General features: G+C 32.4%; 16 protein-coding genes. All 16 read right to left on the bottom strand.

Annotation, left to right across the window (positions count from 1 at the left end):
- Positions 1-87 precede the first annotated feature (87 nt).
- Positions 88-2,085 (bottom strand): DUF7664 domain-containing protein, encoded by a 1,998-nt coding sequence (locus NTHER_RS04180; protein WP_012447276.1) that lies wholly within the window; start codon positions 2,083-2,085, stop codon positions 88-90.
- A gap of 307 nt (positions 2,086-2,392) precedes the next feature.
- Positions 2,393-4,150 (bottom strand): DUF262 domain-containing protein, encoded by a 1,758-nt coding sequence (locus NTHER_RS04175; RefSeq protein WP_012447275.1) that lies wholly within the window; start codon positions 4,148-4,150, stop codon positions 2,393-2,395.
- A 62-nt stretch (positions 4,151-4,212) separates the two neighbouring features.
- The gene (lexA, locus tag NTHER_RS04170) at positions 4,213-6,660 is read right to left on the bottom strand and encodes a transcriptional repressor LexA (protein ID WP_012447274.1); all 2,448 of its coding nucleotides are present in this window, start codon (positions 6,658-6,660) and stop codon (positions 4,213-4,215) included.
- A gap of 227 nt (positions 6,661-6,887) precedes the next feature.
- A complete protein-coding gene (locus tag NTHER_RS04165; protein WP_012447273.1) occupies positions 6,888-7,109 on the bottom strand; it encodes a hypothetical protein in 222 nt (73 codons plus the stop codon).
- A gap of 76 nt (positions 7,110-7,185) precedes the next feature.
- Positions 7,186-8,394: a PDDEXK family nuclease gene (locus NTHER_RS15090; protein ID WP_012447272.1), complete on the bottom strand. Its 1,209-nt coding sequence runs from the start codon at positions 8,392-8,394 to the stop codon at positions 7,186-7,188.
- Positions 8,395-8,415: 21 nt separating this feature from the next.
- Positions 8,416-9,567 carry an McrC family protein gene (locus tag NTHER_RS04155; RefSeq protein WP_012447271.1) on the bottom strand — a complete coding sequence of 384 codons (1,152 nt, stop codon included), beginning with the start codon at positions 9,565-9,567 and terminating at the stop codon, positions 8,416-8,418.
- Positions 9,564-11,024 carry an McrB family protein gene (locus NTHER_RS15085; protein WP_158438215.1) on the bottom strand — a complete coding sequence of 487 codons (1,461 nt, stop codon included), beginning with the start codon at positions 11,022-11,024 and terminating at the stop codon, positions 9,564-9,566. The genes NTHER_RS04155 and NTHER_RS15085 overlap by 4 nt, the downstream gene beginning before the upstream one ends.
- Complete coding sequence (locus tag NTHER_RS15765) at positions 11,014-11,238, bottom strand: hypothetical protein (protein ID WP_012447269.1); 225 nt, start codon at positions 11,236-11,238, stop codon at positions 11,014-11,016. Before NTHER_RS15765 ends, NTHER_RS15085 begins: the two co-directional genes overlap by 11 nt.
- 13 nt (positions 11,239-11,251) lie before the next feature.
- Positions 11,252-11,950 (bottom strand): HNH endonuclease, encoded by a 699-nt coding sequence (locus NTHER_RS04140; RefSeq protein WP_012447268.1) that lies wholly within the window; start codon positions 11,948-11,950, stop codon positions 11,252-11,254.
- Positions 11,951-12,001: 51 nt separating this feature from the next.
- Positions 12,002-12,841 (bottom strand): GIY-YIG nuclease family protein, encoded by an 840-nt coding sequence (locus tag NTHER_RS04135; RefSeq protein ID WP_012447267.1) that lies wholly within the window; start codon positions 12,839-12,841, stop codon positions 12,002-12,004.
- A 49-nt stretch (positions 12,842-12,890) separates the two neighbouring features.
- Positions 12,891-13,802, bottom strand: coding sequence for a GreA/GreB family elongation factor (locus NTHER_RS04130; protein WP_012447266.1), 912 nt, complete (start codon positions 13,800-13,802; stop codon positions 12,891-12,893).
- A gap of 80 nt (positions 13,803-13,882) precedes the next feature.
- Positions 13,883-15,024 (bottom strand): IS3 family transposase gene (locus NTHER_RS15555; RefSeq protein WP_414628104.1). Its coding sequence is split into 2 segments (ribosomal slippage): positions 13,883-14,784 and positions 14,784-15,024, totalling 1,143 coding nucleotides; the frame shifts between segments, so codons are not numbered across the junction.
- A gap of 39 nt (positions 15,025-15,063) precedes the next feature.
- Positions 15,064-15,348 (bottom strand): hypothetical protein, encoded by a 285-nt coding sequence (locus tag NTHER_RS04115; RefSeq protein ID WP_012447265.1) that lies wholly within the window; start codon positions 15,346-15,348, stop codon positions 15,064-15,066.
- Between the two features lie 148 nt (positions 15,349-15,496).
- Positions 15,497-18,499, bottom strand: coding sequence for a type I restriction endonuclease subunit R (locus NTHER_RS04110; protein ID WP_012447264.1), 3,003 nt, complete (start codon positions 18,497-18,499; stop codon positions 15,497-15,499).
- Positions 18,489-19,814, bottom strand: a complete 1,326-nt coding sequence (locus NTHER_RS04105; protein WP_012447263.1) for a restriction endonuclease subunit S — start codon at positions 19,812-19,814, stop codon at positions 18,489-18,491. The genes NTHER_RS04110 and NTHER_RS04105 overlap by 11 nt, the downstream gene beginning before the upstream one ends.
- Positions 19,801-21,816: a type I restriction-modification system subunit M gene (locus NTHER_RS04100; RefSeq protein WP_041367390.1), complete on the bottom strand. Its 2,016-nt coding sequence runs from the start codon at positions 21,814-21,816 to the stop codon at positions 19,801-19,803. The genes NTHER_RS04105 and NTHER_RS04100 overlap by 14 nt, the downstream gene beginning before the upstream one ends.
- Between the last annotated feature and the right edge of the window lie 295 nt (positions 21,817-22,111).

Here is a 22,111-nt window from a genome sequence, read left to right as displayed (position 1 = left end):
TCCATTAATCAAAAGAAGGGAACTCCACCTAGCGCGAGATGAAAGTTCCCCTCCCCAGAACTCTTTTTAATTAATTTCAAAGAGATTTTATACAAAAGGGCGATAACCTATAACGATTCCTTTCTCTTTCCTATCATGCTGCATGACATCCTTAACAAAATTGTCATCAAATTCATATTCTAAAAATTTTTTCATTGTATGTCCTAAGACACCTAAAATTGATGAAGCTCCCATTCCCTCTTTTCTGTAAAAACAACCTACATCTGATTTTAAACCTTTTCTTAGCGCAATTTTAACCCCTTCCGTATAGAAAAATCTGTAGCTAGAAGAGTTAAAATTCCAATTTTCTCCCCCTGCAAAGAATCCGTATACTTTATCTGGTTGTTTTTTTAATAAATATTCTGATAATACGTTTTCTAATCTATTTTTTTTCCACCATGAAGCCACTCTTCCTTTCATTAGTTCATCATAATTATGAATAGGTTCAAGTGCATTCAAAATTCCATAACCAGCTGATATAATTAAAATACTTATCTCGCCTTTTTGGATTTTATTTATAATCTGTTCTTTTATAGAAAATAAAGGTTTATAAAAGTGTCCGGTATATAAATGAATTGCTGTAGTCAAAGAAGTACCAAAATCAATACTATATTCCATGCCTTTTCTACCATTTCGAAGTTGTCCCCAAGTCTCTGGAATATCTTGCGGCTTAATAGACCTTTCAGGTTTAACAAGATCTCCAGATGGTTTTTTACTCTTGCAACAGGGAATTACACAGACAATATTTTCTTTCTGATTAAAGTTTTTAAAAATCTTATTTTGGCTTAATTTTGGCGCTTCTATTGTTTTATGATTACTTATGATTTTGTAATTATTTTCAGTCAAGTTAGACATCCCTTGAAATGCTAACAAATTATTTGCTACTTTCAGAATCCCAAGATCTTCAAAATAAGTCTTAAGCTGGTCTTTATCAAGTGAAGCAATTTGCCAAACTAAGCTATCCAAATGTATCATTGTTATTTCTGGGTAGTAGTTCCTTAACTGCTTAAGGGCATCACTCCAAATTCGTTGAACTTCTGATTCATTGCATTCTTTACAGAGTCCAAGATTTTTAGTTAGTTTTAAGACTCGTATATCTACAGGAATAGGAACCCTAGCAAAATCAAAACCATTTTCTCCTACCATTAATAAGCTTAAACCTAAGCACTTCATAGCAAAAACAATAGTTTTTGCATTATAATCTTGATTCATGGTTTTAGCTAATTCCCGCCAAATATAAGGTAAAATTTTAGCCACATTCTGTGCTTGATTATTCCATAATAAGTTGGCTAAATTACTGTTTAAGAACTTGTGTAGTCGTTCAATCTTTAATTGACCATGTCGTTCTTTTCGGTAAAAGGGTTCTAAGGTTTTAGCTAACTGATATGGTGTAGAAGGAATAGAAGTATTTGTAATTTGTTCCCTTAATGGCATCCAATAAGCTTTTTCTGCTTTTCCTTTCAACTGAAAATCATTTAAACCAGCAACAACCATTAAGGTTGAAAAAGTGCCAAAATCATAATATCTCAGTAAATCAATCATGTTCACCCACTCTGGTTCAACTTTCACTATACACTCCCAAACATCCCAAGGTATATCTTTAAATATATCTACAACCTTATTTTGGTTTACTTGGATTTCTTCTTTTGTTTGATAAGCTTTTTGTTGATAGTCCTCTTGAATCTGATCATTATTTTCACAATTAAATTCACCTGGTCCCTTACTAACTTTTGTATTCGCTGCTATTACTAATTCTATCATAAGCTGTAAATCTGAAGTTACAGTTAACTTTAGAGTTTTATCATCCAAAATATAATTAAGCTCATCATAAACAATATTACCAAGCGACCTTGCATGAGCCATTTCTCCCTTATTAACTCCTTCCTGATGGACTTCAACTACGCCATACCAATTTTTTCTTTTTCCGTAGTTTACTAAATCATTTACACTTAATTTACTGCTATATCTAAATTTTTTAGCTTCTTGAATTAACTTTGCTATATCATTTATTCTTTTTTTCCAATAAATATCATATTTGCTAGACACGGTAGACACCTCTAATAATAAATTAATTTTTTATTTTATTCTATATTTATCTGAAAAATCCTACAATTATTATCAACGATTCAATTTTTCAGTACATTAAAAAAAGGAACCTCCACTCGTTACTCAACATGAAGATTCCCCTTAGCAAGTTTGTTTCAAGTTGGAATAGGTTGTTCGTGTAGTTCAGTCTTATTTATCAAAATCTGTTGACTCTAGTTTATTTGTAACACCTGGCTGTCACTTTGCGATTTGAAAATGCAACAGTATTAAGTAAACAAATTTCTTAGCTAATATGTCCTTAATTCCCTTAATGAACCCAGATATCAAGAGCCCTATCAATTAATTGCTTATGTCTATTCTCTAATTTATCGAGCGTCCAGTCTGTATAATCTTGTAATTCATTTGTGATATGAAAGTCACTCTTTTTCTCAAAGTATTCATTAACTTTATTATAAAAGGCTTTATTACTGGCTTTAGAATTTTTTCTACCTTCTAATAGGACTAAATTGCCTAATCTATTGGTCCATTCTATTCTATCGTTTTGAGAAAAACGGTCCAACCAATAGCTTTCCCGGGGATTTCTGGGTAATATATGTTCTACACTTACATTTTTCATATATTCTCTTAAACTATTGTTATCTCGCGATTCCATGTCTAGTCGTAGGAGAACATATTTAGAGATTTGATATCTACCAATTTTGTAAAAATTAATATCATTTAACGAGTCTTTGAATGCATCTTTTTGATTAGATACATCCTGGTTTAATAAAGAGTGTCTCAAAATTGTATTAGGATCATTAGGGAATTCTTCTATTAATTCTATCACTTTGTAAATTCTAGTGAGTCGCTCAGTAAAAGATAAGCGCGTAATCCAATCGACGACTATTTTCTTCTCATACTTTATTAAAAATTCATAAAGTTTGTCCTCATCTTGATAGGTCTCATCAAATTTTATAAGAGCTGTCATCCAATCATCAAATGGAAGGAAGTTTTTCATGATAGAAATCAAATTATAGAAATAAGCATTTTTGCGTACGTCCATAGAACTAAGGTTGCCATCCAAAATTCTTCTTCCATATAAGTCACTAATTAATTCTAAATAATCAATAAAGTGTTCCCCTTTTAAATTGGGGTTTTCAGGAAAAACTTTCCTGTTAAATTCTTCGGAGACTGCTCTATCTGCTTTCTTTTTTAATTTTATAGACCTTATAAATCTAATAAGCATTTCCAAATCTTCACTACCAAATTCCTCTTCTATACTCTCCCATTTTTCAGTATATTTCTCTCTTCTTTCAGAAGGAATGACTCTTAAGTTTTCACTTTTTAATAAATCAGCGTTTGTAAGCGGTAACCCTCGAGCGTTAATAACATTAAAAAGACGAAATGCCGAAGAAAGAGAATCTGTCCGAACTACAACTAAAACAACCTTTTGCAAGAAATACTTTATAAAAACATCTAAGTACTCTTGGTCAACTTGACCATCCTCATCTTTAAAAAAGTTATGAAACACTTTTGTAGCTTCTATCATACGAATTTTGGGTTCAGTCAAACCGCTTGTAGCCATTTCAAGTAGTTCCCATGTTGCATCAACGGTAAGAATGTTATTTCTATAAAAATCAAATTCACGCTCTCTAACTGATAATTTTATTCTTTCCCTAGTCCCTATAAATTCGTTACCTTTTTGATAAATATATCTTTGAAGAGCTTGTTCTGCATCATTATTTTCCGTTAAATCTCTCATAACTGCCATTAATATAGTAAATGAAGTCAATCTCTGTTGACCATCAATAATATCATATATCCCAGAACTAGCAGAGCTATCTTCATTGTTGCATAGTATTACACTTCCTATAAAATAGGGTTCAATACCGTCTTGATAGTGATCTTTCTCTTTTAAAATTTCATAAACTGGTTCAATAAAACTATGTATATCCTCACATAATTGTTCAAAATTTTCTTTCTCCCATGAAAAAGGCCGTTGATAATCTGGGATATTGAACAGGTATTTTTCTCCTAAAAGATCATTTACATAAATTTCACCGGCTTTAATATTAGAGTTATCCAATTAAACTCTCTCCCTTCTCCAAACTAATTTGTTCTATCTGAATTATAATGATTCACATATATTTATGTCTTCAACACCCCAATCACCTTTCCATTAATTATTAAATCTTCCTCACTAACAATAATTGGTTCATAGTTCTTATTCTCAGGCATTAGCAGGATCGTATCTCCCATCCGGCTATACTTCTTCAAGGTCGCTTCTTGATCTATCACCGCAACTACTATATCCAGGTTTTCGGCATAATTTTGTTTTTGGACTATTACATAGTCACCTTTATCGATACCAGCATTAATCATACTATCCCCCGTCACTTCTAACATGAAACAGTTATCTGGATTAGGTACAATCTCTTTAGGTAGTTCCACATCCCCCTGGATATCTTGATGAGCATATTTCAACTCTCCAGCTGTCAGTTCTCCATAGACATTTAGTTTTACATACTCCGAAACTTCTAGAGAATTATCTATTTTTTCATCATATACATGAATCAATGATTTATCTTCTAGATTTCGATGGAGCTTGTATTTTTTATCTCGCTTCAGGTCTATATATTCAAATTCTTCAAAGAGACTATTGATATCCCCTTGATAATCCGGTAATGAATCAATATATTCAAATTCACCCTTTTTACTTTGCTTTTTTAGTATCTTGAAATCTTTACCATTTGTCAGCATACCATATTCTACACTACTATTTCCTTCTAGGTACGATTTCAGCTGGTTGACATCTTGTTTATCTAAGCTGGTATTATAATGTTTAGCCTCTATGAATATATAGGGGACAATTTTTCCTTTCATATTTTTAAAGACAACGATATCTACATATCCCGTGGCTGAAAACAATTGAATTTCATATTCTATGTCTATTAGTTCTAAGGGATAATTTAAAGTATTGATTAGCTCTTCTATCACCCATTGTCTAACCACTTCTTCATGGCTGTATAGATCCACTATTTTTTCCTTAAACCTGTAACTATCTATACCAATATGATTAAACCTGGAAAACCCATTTTCATTATTTAGTTTAAGGTACTTGGGATTGATATCATTAATGAATTTGGAGGGGTTTCCACTAGAGGTTAAAAATAGCTTGTCTTTGGCCCGGGTCATTCCTACATATAATAACCTTCGTTCCATGGACTCTTGTTCCAGGTCAATATTACCATCAGGGCTATATGGAATCACATTTTCATTAATACCAATAATGAACACAACTTTATATTCCAGGCCTTTGATAGAATGCATGGTCAACAATTTAACCTTATCATCGGAAAAATGATTTTCCCGTTTACTCAAAATCTTGCAATCAACTTTATTATTTAGTAGATATCTTTTAGCATTTTCTAATTGTCTCCTGGTTTTAGCTATTATGGCTATATCCTTGAGATCATAGTGTTTATATAAATTATTTTTAATCATATCACAGACATAATCTAACTCTTCTCCATCAGAGTCAAATTGCTTATAAACAGGGTGTTCTCCCCTTCGATCAATAATTGCTGGTTCTACATAATTTTCGTTATTAACAATGGTTTGATCATCTTCAATTAAACTATAGGCTGCTTCAGCTATTTCAGCTGTTGTCCTATAATTCTTAGATAAAGTTCTGGCCCTACCTGACATATCAAAGCCAATACTTTTAAAACTTTGATGAGACAGCCAGGACTGGAGGTAAATACTCTGAGCTGTATCGGCTATGAAAATAACACTTGAGTAATTCTTATCATTTTTAAACATATTTTTAATAATTTCTAACTGGACTCTGCTGAGATCTTGACTTTCATCTACCAATATATGAGTGAATTTATCGCAAGTGATTACACCTTCTTCTATTCCCTTCAACACCTGAAGGGCCATGTTTTTAAAATCAGTATAACCTTCCTTGTCCATCAATTCATCGTAAAGCACCATAGTCTTAAATATGGCTTCTCTGTTAGTGGAGTTTTTTAGTATTCTTTGAGGACCGTCTTCTTCCATATTCCTGCTTCTACCTAATCTATCTACATTTTGATATACTTCTAGCTCAGTGTATCTATTGCTTTTGATCCACTCGATTTCATCAATTAAGAAATTAACATTCCTATCAGAAACAACAGTCTGATCTGGATATTTCTTTGAAATATATTTAATAGCTTGGTTTAATAATCTATATTTTTCTTTTTGAGGTATGATCTCTCGCTCTTCTATCCCTGCTTTTTCTTCATACTTTCGATAAAGGTGAAAGATGATTTTATCTGCAGTTGAGATCTGTAAATTTTGATCACTATTTATCATAGAAAATAAGGTGGTTTCATGTTCTATATTGTTGTATATATAATTAATGTAGTTTATTAAAGTTTTAGTAAAGGTAATAACCAGGACCTTGTCATCCTGAGAGCAATAGTGATTGAGTAAATGAGGAATTTTATGTACAGCTACAGTTGTTTTCCCGCTTCCTGCCACTCCTCTTATCAACATGTGTCCACCAGGTTTGGTTTCAATAATCCGCTTCTGATCAACATTTAGTTCCATGTAATCACCCAATTCATAGTTTCAATTTTTTGGTAATGCCTTGTTTTATTTCTTCTACAATTCTTCAGGAAATCCTACAAATTTCGTAATTCTAGACTAAATATATATTGGTTTGATAGTATTAGAGGGCATGAGTGGGTGATATGGTGTGATACTTCGTACCTAGAACTTCCTGATACTTTTGTCTGTGTGATATAAAAAAATAGCTCCTGTTTTATGAGGAGCTATTAATTAGAATTTTCAATATATCTCTTCCAAGTTTCTTCTTTGAATTCTTTAGGTTGATCACCGTATATCCAACCAAATAAATTTCCCATATTTGCATGAGTTTTTTTAGTATGTATAGTATTATATAGGCTCCCTTTTACTGCATCAGCCCATCCTGAAAATTTGTGCAAACAGAAATTTAGACCTTGAATGGTTTTGTCAAAAGTCATATGTTCCCACATGACATTCACCTCATCCAAGCAATTATATTTGTGTTTTAAAACTGTCTATAAACGCTTTACTATACGGATATAGCCATCAGCTTTCAATTATTTCTTCAATTTTATTGATGGTTTCAGATACAATGTCAATAAACTCTTCATAATTATCTTTCATTTCATCCAATTTAATACTTTCTTTCAGTCCTAAAGTTTCATCGAAATTATACCCGAATAATGTTGCGATTTTAGAAAAATGAGAAGTCGCTAGTTTTCTGCTTATACCGTACTTTCTCAACTGGTCTGAAAGCCAACCAGTTATAATTTCTCCATTAGTACTAATACCAAACATTGTAAATTTTTGTTTCGTGCCAGAGGGGTCTTTCAATCTAATCATAGCACTACTTTGTCGCCATTGAATAATACAACCTAAGTTTTGCATATCTTCAAAAATTCTTTTTACAAAATCTATGTTTTCTTCACTCACATGTTCACTCAGTTTTTCATAAAACTCTTCTTCATCTAGTTTCCTTCTTTTCTTTTTCTTCGATTTATCTTCACTAGTATCAACATCTACCTCTACTTTATCAATAGATACTCCATCTATTTTCACTACAGCTCGAGTTATTTCTCGAGTTCTAGTAATTATCTGAGGAATTACTAAATAATCATTTTGATCTAGCTTGTACATTTGAAGTTCCACTAATGCTAATGTAAATAAAATGCTTGGGGTTTGGTTTAAATAATTCACCATTTCTTCTACACTCTCTCTAATACCATCCCCAACAATAAGTAATAAAAATCTTCCGCGTTGCATATTTTTACAAATACTATCCACGAGCTCTGATTCATTAATTTCAGGATTATGTTTACGAATGGTTTCAATAATTCCAGCTCTCGTTCCATGATAATTATAATTATATGCTTTAACTCTTTCATTAAGTTCATCAAAGCTCCATTCACATACTTCTTTGGCATAATCAATTATTTGACCGACTACTTCCCGTCTAGCTTCTGGATTCCTCCAAAGCTTAGTTTCAACTATTGTCAAGTAACCTTCTGTATTTATAAACATATTATCTATGGCTCCAGAATTAGTTGGCACTTCACGTCCAATAGGTATTAATGGATCAAATATAGCTTCAATATCTGCAACTGGTAAAATATTTGGATATTTACGAATAAGTTCTTGAATCCAATTCTCATCAAATTCTTTACTGGTAAAAGAGATTTTTTCAATATCAGATATATTTTCATCGCTTTTTATTAATATAGGATGCCCAGAGATCTTTTCACCATCTTCCACCATAATACACCCCTCCACAAAATATCAAACTTTAATTATCCAGTTTATTAAATCCTTTGCACCATCATCAAGGTTTTGTAAGTCAATAGTTTTTATATTGAGGCTCCTACCATTTATAATATATTCTGTTTCAGCCACTTCTTGAGCAGGATACAATAATACACCATCTGTTTTTGTTTTACTCATATAAGCTGCCATTTGGTAAATGTCATTATTCGTAATATCTTTGGAACCCTTATACTTGGTATCAATAACTAAATAAGGCTTTACATCATTATAAATTACAATATCCGGCCTAATGCTTATCTGATCATATTCATCTAAGTGAAGCTTATCCTGGAGAATAACACAATAATTATTTGGTAACTCTTCCTTTAATAATTTCCCTACATATTTTTCATATAGGTTGTTCATTTCTAAGTGAAACTGATTAAAAAGAGTTTCTCCAATTTGTTCATTTATACCCATTAACTCTAAAAACATTTTACAGAAGTTATGAATGTGTTTGTAATGTTTATTTAATGTGGTGTACTGAACTTGATCAATATCTTCTACTGTAATAGGCCTTAAGGAAACAGAATCAAAGTATCTGTTTGTATTTAACAGTGATCTTCTTATCCAATTATTTTGGATATACCTTTTTAACAAATCAATTGTAAACTTTATAATTTGATTCTCTAAAATATCAACTTGATAATTGTCATAATAACAATCAATTTTATGCTTTTCCCAAGGCTTTTCTACCAATTCTCTAACATTCATGCGCCCTTTAGCATAGCTTAATTTATCATTAACAAGTACATAATCAGCATGTAGTCCTTTTTTGATAAGCCTATTAACCTGATTACAAAATACCAACACTAAATAATCTAGTAGTTCCTGAATATTAGCGAATTGTGCTTTTTCATCATGCCAAAAAATTAAATCATAAGAGTAGGAAAGCATTTTAAACACATTGGCTGTATCAATTTTAGGCTCTACTACGATTTTAAAGTCATCTAAATCGTAAACTCCCACATAACTGTTACTACATATAATATATCCTGATCTATCAATAGCTGACTTGACCTTTAGTTGATTATCAAATTTAGCTAGTAATAAATCCAGATGGTCCTGTCTTAATTGAAGTTTATTACTTTCATCATACTCTTTTAGCTTTAGAGTATTATCCATCATTCTATCAATTCCTTTAATCTATGCTTGACATTTTCCCATTTGAATTTATCAATATTTGAATTCATATCATCAATGAAGTACTCTTCTAAATAAGGATAAATTTCAGATTTCCAAATGTATTTAATAGTCTCGGGTAAGTCTTCTCTCATAAAAAAGGATATTCCAATAAAGAAATTTTCATCTCCTATTTCATTATTTACATCTTCAATTAAAGTTGCCAGAGAGTCCATGACTAGACCTTGTTTTTCACCCCAATTAATCAATATCTTAGTATCTACGTTAAATTTATAGAAGGCAAATCTTCTTCTCATTGCAAAGTCAATCCTAGTCAAGGATTTATCCGCTGTATTCATTGTGGCTATAATATAAAGATTATCGGGTATATAAAATAACTCTTTTTCCTTTGAATAAGGTAGTTGAATTGAATTATCTTCAGATCTGTATTCTAAAGAATACAACAGTTCACCAAATATTTTAGAAATATTACCTCTGTTAAATTCGTCGATAATGAGTACATATTTTTCCTCAGGGTTTTCTTTGGCATTGTCACATAAGGTTTTGAAAACTCCAGGTCTAATAGGATAGTCAATAATATGAGTTCCATTTACCTTCTTTGATTCAGGTCTGATTCCTTCTATAAAATCCTCATAAGAATAGTTCTGATGAAATTGAATAAATTTAATATTTTTAGATTGACCCCCAACTAAGTAATTAGCAATTTTTTTGGCTACATACGTCTTTCCTGTTCCTGGTGGTCCGTAGAATACAACATTTTTCTTCAACTTAAGTAAGTTCAAGATTTCTTCTGTAACATCTTGCTCAAAACTAATCTCCTCAGTTAAATTACTTATTGATTGTTCAAATGGAGCTTCCCCATCTTGTTCTTCAACTACTTCGGTTATTGCTCCTGTTGGCACAGTAACATCGCTAGCATCAGGTTTGCCGTATTTACTGACATACCAGAGGAAAGCATCTACATAATGATAGTTTTTCAGTTCTTCCAAAGTTAACAATTCCTTTAACAAATTATAATAAGCAAGATAATTTCTAAAATCAGAATTATTAATTGGCTGGGTAATATTTTGTCTTTTCCTCTCTTTTTCAGCATAGTTTTTCAATGCCAGATGATCTTGTTTACCTATGTATTTTTCAATACCACTTATTGACGCACCATTTATTAACGGAAACTTATTAGGATCATATAAGTGCAAATAGCCAGATATAATGGCCTTACCAACACCAATATGTTTACTAAATTGAATATAAGCTTCTTGAAATGAATCGCCATCTGCATTTAACAAGTTAGCTAAATCGTTAGAGAACTTATCCAGATCTACTCCAGGATGCCCTGAGCCACCCCCATATTCTGGATTTTCCTCTATAAAATCTTCCTTTGATTTATTATATCCCTTGAAATAAACATTGTATTGATAATTACCTACTAATTTAGGTAGCACTACATTGTTTATGTTTTGGACTTTTCTTTTGTATTTTAATGGATTCACATAAGTGCTCGCTTGTCCAGATACCTCCATGAAGTAAATTAGTCTTTTCTATTAGTTCTCGCATTTCCCTTTCGGCATTTTCCCTTCTTTCTAGCTCCATTGTGAAGAAGTTGAAATCCAGATTGTTAATACTTTGTCTTATTTCCTCTTTGATTGCTTCGTTCAAAAAAACACCCCCTTTAATTATTTTGGTCCAACTGCTCTGTATATAACTTTTGTAATTTATTTTTCCAATCATCAGTTTTATGTTTGAATTTTATCCCTCTTACTTGTCCATTATATTCCCATATCCCAGCTTGAGTGAAAATTGACCCCAAATGGCTTGCAAGTTGCGCTTCTGCAATTTGCCAGTTTAGTTTTTCATATAAAAACTTCCCTAACCCTTCTTTTTCCATGCCTTCTGAAATTTTTTGAACATTATTAGCCAAGTCTACCCAATCTTGTTTTTTAACATAGTTAATTAAGGATTCTAGCTCTTGAACAGAGATTTCTTTATTAGCTTTTATATCGTTTTTAAACTCACGGTAAATACATAACGTAAAGTCATCTTTGAGTTTCCACCAAAAAGTTTTCTTTTTAGAGCCTAAAGTACTCATAAGGACCCAAGAAGATCTATTTTCTAATTGTTTTTTTAATTCATCTATCTTTAGTGGTGGATCTTCCCGATGTAACATTGCATGGCAGTTAGGGCATACGGGTCTAAGGTCTCTTACGGGATCTAATGTATAGTTCCCACCTTTATTCTTTATTGGGACGATATGATGAATGTGAATAAAGCCCTCTCCTATTTCACCGTATTTTTCTTCTGGAATTGTATTATTTTCAAGACTATCCCAATCCCATTTACTTGGATTCCAGGTCAATAAAAATGTCCTCACGAACTAACCTCCTTTCGATCTTCTGTTCGATCGAGAGTTGCTTAATTAATTTTAATCACTTTTTCTCTTCACATCATCAAGAGTTTTACCATCTTTATTCTTCCATTCCGTCCACCCATTAGCTCTCCGTGCCAAAACCGTGGCAGCTGCGGCGCTAGGAGAACTAAAAATATAATTTGATGAAAATTCATAGATCTCATCCCTTTTTACAAGAACACCACTTTCAATTAACTGTTTTCTTAAGTTTATCAACCATTCACCTGCACTCTGAGTTTCTGTTAAATTAGCCTTCGAACCTTTATAAACTACAAATCCTTCATCTATGTAATCACCTTCAGCGTATGCTTCTTTTCCTTTACATACAAATACGCTCTTCCTTTTAGATTTAGGTATTTCTTCAAAAATCGGGAAACCAAGAGTAGAAAGCAAGATTTTAATAGTATTATAAACGTCAAAAAGGTCAGCTTCCATTGGTTCGGGTACAAAAGGTTTTGTAGGAATATTTGAATTATCTATTTCCCACCGACCTATTTCGTGAGCTTTCACATAACAGTAATACTCTAAATATTTCACATGAGCCTTTGTGAAATTATTTGTTTTAGAAATAGCTACAACTGCATTATTCCAATTATCTTTATTCTTATTATGTTGTTTTAATCTTTTATAGCAATCTTCTGCTTCACCAATATATACAATCGGCTTAGCTTTTTCTTCGTCATCACCGATCAGAAAATATACACCCACATTTTTTAGTTCATCACGTTTATCTGCAGCATCAAGTTTATTTCGAGGTACAGATACCAATTTAACTATACTACTAGTTATTTCAGCTATCCTAATACTACTGGGAGAGCCATCCGGTAAAAAAATTTGTATTGTTTTCGGGTTCATCAGATCCACCTCTTCTTTTAAAATTGCCCTCCAAATCTTCTAAGTTAAATTATATACTTTTCTTTGATTTGAATAAATCAATCTTCTTCTTATTAAATTCATTTTGGAGTTTACTTAAATCAAGCTTCCATTTATTTATAGCATTTTTATATTTTTCCTCTCCGCTTATACTACGCGAACGGATATGACTCATTATCGTACCTACAACTTCTTTTGTGCCAAGTTTCGGTATCGCATTATTTATCAGACGATCCCATCGTTCATTTTCTGAAAGTTCTCTTCCATTCTCCCAAATTTTGTAGCCACATTTATATAAAGGAGTTTCTTCCATTTTTTCATAACAATTATTATTAATTCCAAAGCTAGAAACATCAAACTCATCTTTAGGCCAATCCTCAATATAAAAAAATTCTTCTTGTATAATATTAAACTTTATTTCTTCTACATATGAACTCTTAACATAATCTAAAACCTTATATTTATTAAGTTCTTTCTTCCCTATAGTAGATACTTCAACTTCAATTATTTCGCCATATGTTTTACCAATTAGTTTTTGACCAACTGGAGACTTAGGACTTATAGTTTTAATTTCAGTATCCTTGTTATTTTCAGTTAGCTTGAATTGAAAGATGTTATCATCTAATAAATCTTTAATAGTTACTTGATCTTCTATAGTTATAAACTGATTTGAATAGGTTTTAATCATACTTTTTATAAATTCCTTAATTTCTAACAATTCATCTATTGAAAATAACCCATCTCTTAAATCCGATTTCAAAATATCTAACCAGATAAATTCTTCAATAATTTCATCTAGAATTTCTAATTGCTTTAGTGTCAAAAATTTTTCTTTTATATTCTTCTTATTTTTAATATGTAAACGTAATAGTACAAGCTCGAAATCTAAATTATCACTGCCCTTTTCTTTTTCTTTATTAGAATTTTCCATCTCGATTAACATTAACAAAAGTTTAATATAAATATTAAAACCTTCAGATACCTGGACTTAGGTCAAAATTTTGGACACCAAAAAGTTAAGTATTAAGCAGATTGCTTTGCTAGATCCTCAACATGTTGAGGAGTTAAAAACTCCAAACTTCCATGGATTCTTGTTCTGTTGTACCAGCTCTCAATGAACCTAAATAGAGCAATTTCAGCCGATTTGAAGTCTAAGTACTTAACATGGTTAACTTCTTCCTTTTTCAAAGTAGCATGAAATGATTCGATATGTGCATTGTCATAAGGGCAGCCTTTTCTGCTAAATGATTGCTTGATCCCTTTGTACCTTAAAAAACGCTTAAAGTCATCGCTAGTGTACTGGGTACCTAGATCACTATGTAGAATAAGTCCATTGCCAGGTTTCTGTGTATCATAAGCATTTTTAACAGCTTTAATAACTAAATCTGTTGTCATGGTCTTGCTAAAAGAGTATCCAACAATTTTATGGGTGTGTAAATCCATTACAGAGGCTAAGTAGCACCAGCCGTCTTTAACAGTATCAATGTATGTAATATCAGTAACCCACTTTTGATTGACAAATGTAGTTGAAAAGTCTTGTTTTAGGAGATTCTCTCGTTCGACTACTTTTTCTCTATTAGGATAAGGCCGATATTTTTTCCTGACAATTGATTTGATACCCTCTTTTCTCATTAATCGTTGGACTCTTTTTAAGCTGACTTTGTATCCTTTATTGATTAGCACAGCGTGGATCTTTGGTGCACCATATCGCTTTTTACTGTTTTTATGAATTTGAGTTATTTGATCTAATAGTTCTCTGTTTTCTTTGTCACGATTAGATTCAACTCGATTTATTGTTTCGTAATAAGTACTTCTCGGAAAGTCTAGAGCATCACAAATAGCTTTGATAGTATGCTCGTCCTTTTGTTCTTTTATAAATTCAGTAAGCTCTGTATTGTCTACTTTTTGGCGAATATGGTCATAGCCTTTTTTAAGATTTCATTCTCCTCTTTCAAGCGAGCCATTTCTTTTTGCATTTCTTCCACATCTTTTGAAGTGGCTCCCTCACTGCCAGATTGTTGGTTTGGAGAGAAATCTTTGATCCATTTATAAATAGTAACCTCTGTCACACCATATTCGCTAGACAAATCCTTCACAGAACTACCTGAATTATATAAATCTACAATTGTTCTTTTGAAGTCTTCATTATATCTCTTATTACTCATTACTGGACACATCCTTTCGTTATTAATATTGTAAGTGACTTAACCATGATGTGTCCAAGAATTTATACTAACACCAACCTTTACATTTAAAAAAGTATTCACTCTATTATTAAAATCTCCATATTTTTCAAAATCAATATCTCTCGTGTTGAATTTGATCTGTCTTTCAATTTCTTCTATGATTTCTTCCAAAATTCCTATTTTATCTGTAGCTTCTATTTCTAAAAAAATTTCATCATCGCATTTAGCCCAATAGTAAAAATACTCTTCCAAAACTATTAATAAAATTTTTATATACCTGTCTTTAATATTAACCTCAGGCATTTTATTCCCCCCTCACCTCTAAGTTTAATGATATTTATTTATCTTCAAGAAAGAAAATCCTGTCTTTAGGAGACAGGATAGAAATAAATAAAATAACATAAACTCTTCTCGAATTGGTTCTTTCCGGACTTTTTAATTAATTTAGCAATTATGAACTAGCTTTATTTTTAAATTCCTTAAATACTTCATTCATATAGAAGTCCATTACCTTTTCTTTGAATTCTTCATTATCCATCAACATGGCAAACAGTTCCATATTCTGAGTTCTTCTCTTTATAGTCTTTTTATCAAAGTGGTCTTTAAAAGCGTAGTAAAAATTATCTTTCCTATTGTTCCGTGCATGCTTCTCTAATTCCTCATCCTCTAACATGTCATTTTTAATTTGTTCAAAGAATAGCCAGTCATTTTCTGTGAAGTCAGTTCCAAATCGTTCATTAATTATTTCTATAATCTCTGACAAAGGAGCTTTTTCATCTTCTTTGTCTTTATTTTGTCCTGTTCCTGCATGGGTGGTACCCCTAACTCCATATTCACCTTGTTCTTCCAATACAACACTGTGGTCACCGGTTTTTTCTAACCTGTAATATTCTAAATCAATTTCATTATTTAATTCTACTGTATCTTCATGGTTTCTTTGACTAGGTAGTTTAGTTAGTAAAAATCGTCCATAAGCATCTAGTTTATGAAGCTCTTGGTCTTGAAAGGGGATGATTTGCAGTAAAAAAGCATAAGTTCTGATAAAGCTTGTAAGTGTCTTGTGAAATTCCTCCTGCTCTTCTTTTGGTTTATTTTTAAATCTATCTACCGCAGGATCTACATATGAATTTAACATAGCTGCATCTTTATCTTTATTTTGCTTTTCTGGTGGTTTAAAGAATACTTTACAGAAATTATCTATCTCAGTTTGCCAATATACCTGAAAATCATCCAGCTTATACTTCAAGTCATAAAGCAGATTGGGATCAGTGGTTTCTTCAACGGTTGTTTGCTCATAAAAAGGTTGAAAGGCTTTTTTAATATCATCCGCTTCATTGACAAAATCGAGGACAAATGTATCATCTTTACCTGGATAAGGGCGATTTAACCTGGACAGGGTTTGGACTGCTTTAACATCAGTCAGTTTTTTATCAACGTACATTGTATGAAGTAATGGCTGATCAAATCCAGTTTGATATTTGTCTGCAACTAAAAGAAGACGGTATCCATCAGTATCAAATTTTTGTGGAAGTTCAGATTCTCTTATCTGATTAATTTCCGATTCTGTATATTCTTTATCAAGTTCAGGGTCTTGTACTGTTCCTGAAAAAGCAACTAGGGTTTTAATATCATCGTACCCGTTTTCTTTTAAATATCTATCAAATTCAAATTTATATCTTAGTGCATGAAATCTAGAGCTTGTCACCAGCATTGCCTTAGCTTTACCATTTATTTTGTGCATAGTTACATTTCGGAAGTGTTCTATCATCACTTCAGTTTTTTGCGCTAGATTGTGCGGGTGAAGGCTAACAAATCTAGCTACTTCTTTTGCTGCTTTTTTCTTATCTAAGTTTGGATCATCTTCAATTCTTTTAGCCAGTTTAAAATAGGTTTTATAAGTGGTATAGTTTTTCAATACGTCCAATATAAACCCTTCTTCAATAGCTTGTCTCATGGGATATAAATGAAAGGGAACAGGTTTCCCTTCTTTGTCTTTATGGCCAAAGGTTTCTAATGTTTTAGCCTTTGGGGTTGCTGTGAATGCAAAAAAGCTAAGATTTTCCTGCTTGCCTTGTTTTTTCATAGATTTTATAATTTCTTCTTCTGGATCAAATTCATCTTCTATGTCCTGCTGTCTTTGTTCTGCCTCTTCTAATGTTTCGGCAGATAGAACTTCTCTGACTGCTCTTGCGGATTTTCCGGTTTGTGAACTGTGGGCTTCATCTACTATTACCGCGTAATTTCTTTCAGGCAAGCCTTTAATTTCATCTAATATCACAGGGAATTTTTGCAGTGTGGTGATTATTATTTTCTTTCCTTTTTCAAGGGCATCCTTTAACTGAGATGAATGTCTATCTATCCGCTCTACTACTCCCTGTTGATGGTCAATCTGATATATAGTTTCTTGAAGCTGTTTATCAAGGACAACACGATCGGTAATAACTATCACACTGTTAAAGACAGGAGCATTATTGTCATCATGTAAATTTGATAATCGATGAGCAAGCCACCCTATGGTTAAACTTTTTCCACTTCCTGCGGAGTGTTGAACTAAATAGTTTTTACCTGGTCCTCTCTTTTGAGCATCATTTGTTATATTAAACACTGCTTCTAATTGGTGATATCTAGGAAAGATAATGTTTTCCTTAGTAATCTGTTTGCCATCCTTTTCTTCTTTTTTAACTTCTAAGTTCATAAATCGGGAGACAATCTTCATCCAGGTATCTTTTTCCCATATTTCTTCCCACAAATAAGCTGTCCGGTATCCATTAGGATTTTCAGGATTCCCTTTACCGCCATCTTTTCCTTTGTTAAAGGGGAGAAATACAGTATTCCCTTTTGCAAGTTTTGTTGTCATATATACTTCATCAGTATCCAAAGCAAAATGAACGAGGGTTCGTTTTTTAAACTGGAAAATTGGTTCTTTTGGGTCACGGTCTTCTTTGTATTGTTTTTTTGCATCTTGGAATGTCTGACCGGTGGAGGGGTTTTTAAGCTCTGCTGTTGCAACTGGTAAACCATTAATGCTCAACACTAAATCTAAAGAGTTTTCATTCTTAGTAGAATATCTCACTTGTCTGGTAGCTGTTAACCTGTTTTTATCATATAGTTCTTGTATTTCAGGATTTAATCCACTGGCTGGTGGAAAATAAGCTGTTGTTAGTTTTACACCAAAATCAGTAATCCCTTTTCTCAGTACATCTAACATTCCCCGCTGTGAAAGTTCTCTAGTTAGACGGTAGATAACTTTTTCTTCTACTTGATCACCGTGCATTCTCTCTAGTTTTTCCCACTTATCTGGTTGGGTATCTTTGATGAATGCTATAAAGGTTTTGGGAAATAGTGCTTTTTCCCTAGCAAATTCAGAGGGGTCACCTTTAATATATCCACCATGGTTTATTAGATAAGATTCTATAGTTTTTTCAAGGGAGATCTCACTGTGATCAACAGACATTATCTTCACCTTCCTTTGCATCTGCCCAGTCCCTGACGTCAATCTTGCCAGTGACTGCGTGGGTGATAAGGGATTGGCGGTATTCTTTGAGTTTTTGGATAGCTACTTTTATATTAAGAATACAATTATTTATATTATCAACTTTTTCATCTAGATATTCTGCTATTTTATTTTGTTCTTCGATGGGTGGTATAGTTAGTGGTAGAGGGTTAATATGCTTATTGTTAATTTGAGGTATTGTAGATGTATCCGCAATATCATCTACTTTCCTCGCCTTAATCATATAGACTAAATAATGTATATTACAGTTTTTCTTAGGTTTTAACCCCATTATATTAGAGTCAATAAGTCCTTTATCAACTAAAATCTTGACTTTATTTGTAAAAATTGCAGCACCTCTTTTAGGTATCAATATAATTGGGTGATCTAATGCTTCTGTCTTTTTATTTTTAAGTTTTAACTTAGAATCTTTTATTACTAATTCATCATTTTCTGTGTTTAAGTCATCCACTTGAATATATTTCACCTGACCATTAGCACTTAAACTTAATTCTTCAGGAGGATACCCGTTATAAATATCTAGCAGATATTTCCCTTTTAAAATCTCCCAATGCTCCGGCACTTCCCCTATCCATTCAACACCCGAATCTTTCATTTTTACATTGGGGTCAAGTCCTTTGGTGACGGTGTGGGTTATAAGGGATTGCTTGTATTCTTGGAGTTTTTCGATGAGGTTTTGTTTTTTGTTGATTAGGGAATCTATTTGAGATGTTTTTGAATTTAAGTATTTTACTATATTATCCTGTTCACTTTTACTTGGAAACGCAAAATATATTTTTGATATATCTCTAGGGTTAACTCTTTGATGACTATTAGTAGCAGATTGTACAGCACTACTTAGTTTTTGTTTTACTAGTTCTGACTGATATATATATCTAATAAATTCCCTACTACAATTGCGGGGTACCAGGGGAACAAATTCTGAAGAGCAAATAATTGGCATTTCTTTTTCTTTAGTAGGAATTATTCTACCTTTTCTTGGGTTCAACTTTGATACCAGTAATTCTTCTCCCTTAAGTAGTAATTTATTACTATCAATGTTTGAGCCTTCTTCTACCACACCATCGCCTGTTTCTTCAATTGCAGGAATACTATAGTAAAAAACTGTCTTTCCGCGAAGTGCTTCTCGTTCAATACTTTTCTTGTAATATTTTGTATAAGCATCCATCCGGTTTATGTCCCAGTGACTCGGAACTTTTCCAAGCCATTCAATACCAGAGTCCTTGTATTTTTTGTATTGCTTAAATTTCTCCATTGCCTATCACCTTCTTCAGTTCTTCTTTGATGTCATGTTCCAATTCAATTATTTCTTCCATAATAACCTCTGGTTCTCTAGGTGGTTCATACTTATAAAAATGTCTTGTAAATGGTATTTCATAACCTATTTTGGTTTTTGATTCGTCTATCCAAGCGTCTGGAACATGAGGCTTCACTTCTCTTTCAAAATAGCCATTAATATCGTCTTTTAAAGACACTATTTCATTATCCCTGAGATCTGGATCAGGTTCCGGGTTGCCTTTAGAGTCAGTACATATTTCTGCAGTTTCATCTTGTTCAGAAAGGGCTTTTAAAACAGCTTTTTTCAGAGAAGCTTTTAATTTTATTCCTGCATCTTTTAAAGCTTCATCTAAAATTTTAGTGAATTCTTCCCTATTCTTATAGACAGTCTCGTCCATGCTTTTCAAGACATTGATTATGGCTTCCTGTTGTTCTTCCCCTTCATTAATCTCTTCTTCTTTTTTTGCTGGGTCCTTTTTCTTTGATTTCGCGAGGTTTTGAAATGCTCTCTGTTCTTTCAAGCGTTCAATTCGTTCATCGGAGGCCTGGAAATTAAGTCTAAGAGGCCTCTCAACTGTAATTTTGTAGTATCCAAAATCTTCATTATCAAAAATCTTACTGTATTCTCCTTCTTTAAACTCTCCATAAATTTTACTGATTTTGTCTATTTGTTCAGGAGAAATTTCATGTCTTTTTTCACCCAAGCTTTTTCTCATCTTCTTATAAAACTCTACTGCATTGATTAGTTGTATTTTACCTTTTCGCCAAGGTCTTTTTCTGTTAGTTAAAACCCATACATAAGTATTTATACCTGTGTTATAGAAAAGTTGTTCTGGAAGAGCTACAATTGCTTCTAATAGGTCATTTTCTATAATCCATTTTCTTATGTTACTTTCTCCCTGTCCTGCATCACCAGTAAACAAAGGTGAACCATTTAAAACAATTGCAATCCTGGAGCCACCATTTTGGTGCTGCATCTTGGAAATCATATGCTGCAAAAATAAAATGGATCCGTCATTAATCCTCGGTAATCCAGCACCATACCTTCCTGAAAAACCAAGGTTTTCATGTTCTTCTTTTATTTCTTTCTCTATCTTTTTCCACTCTACACCGAAAGGTGGATTAGAGAGCATATAATCAAAAGTATTATCAGAAAACCCGTCATTAGTAAAACTATTACCAAACTTTATATTATCCGGGTCTAATCCTTTAATCATCATGTCAGCTTTACAAATCGCATACGATTCCGGATTTAGCTCTTGTCCAAACATTTCAAGCTTTGCATCATTGTTCAATTCTCTTAGGTAATCGCGGGCAACAGATAGCATTCCACCAGTTCCACAGGCGGGGTCATAAATTGTTCGAAGCAAACCTTCTTTTTGTAAGAGGTCCGAATCTTCGTTGAATAACAAATTGACCATTAACCGTATTACTTCTCTAGGAGTAAAGTGTTCCCCCGCAGTTTCATTTGACTGCTCAGAAAATTTCCTGATAAGTTCTTCAAAGATATACCCCATTTCTAAGTTAGAAACTTTTTCAGGGCTAAGATCTATTTCCGAAAAACGTGAAACAATTAAATAAAGAAGATTTGACTGCTCAAGTCTTTCTAAGTGATCATGAAAATTAAAATATTCAATAATGTCACGAGCATTTGTAGAAAAACCATTTATATAATGGCGGAGATTATCTCCTATATTATCAGGCTCATTTTTCATTTTTTCAAAATCAAACTGGCTGGTGTTGTGAAAGTGTTGCCCCGTAATATCATTAAGTACAGGTTCAGGGTTTTGAATCCCCGAGTCTTTTAGCATTTTATATTCTTCTAAAACTTTATTTTTAGTTGGTTTCAAAGCACAGTCTAATCTCTTAAGAACTGTGAAAGGTAAAATTACTTTTCCGTAGTCTGATCGTTTATAATCTCCTCGGAGTAAATCAGCTATACTCCATATAAAATTAACTTTTTCTTGAAAGCTTGCTATATTCAAATAAATCACCTCTCGTTAATATCAGTTAATAACCAAACACCTTTTTTCGTTATAACCACCTTGGAGTTATAAAGGTTCTATTTTTCAAGAACAAAAAACCAAGGCTAAAGTTTTTCAAGAATATTATATTATAAATTTGTTGCTCAAAAACTCATTAATCTTTTTTAACATAAAAGGATTGTTTTCTATGTCCGAAAAAACCTCAATTATTTCATCCTTACTTAACTCCATTTGCTTTTCTAGTTCATCAACCATATCCTCTTCTTCATAGTCTTCAATTAATTGTTCA

Source organism: Natranaerobius thermophilus JW/NM-WN-LF, assembly GCF_000020005.1.
Classification (GTDB): Bacteria; Bacillota; Natranaerobiia; order Natranaerobiales; family Natranaerobiaceae; genus Natranaerobius; species Natranaerobius thermophilus.
The sequence above is the reverse complement of the archived record's forward strand: the minus strand, read 5'-3'. Positions and strand labels throughout refer to the sequence as shown.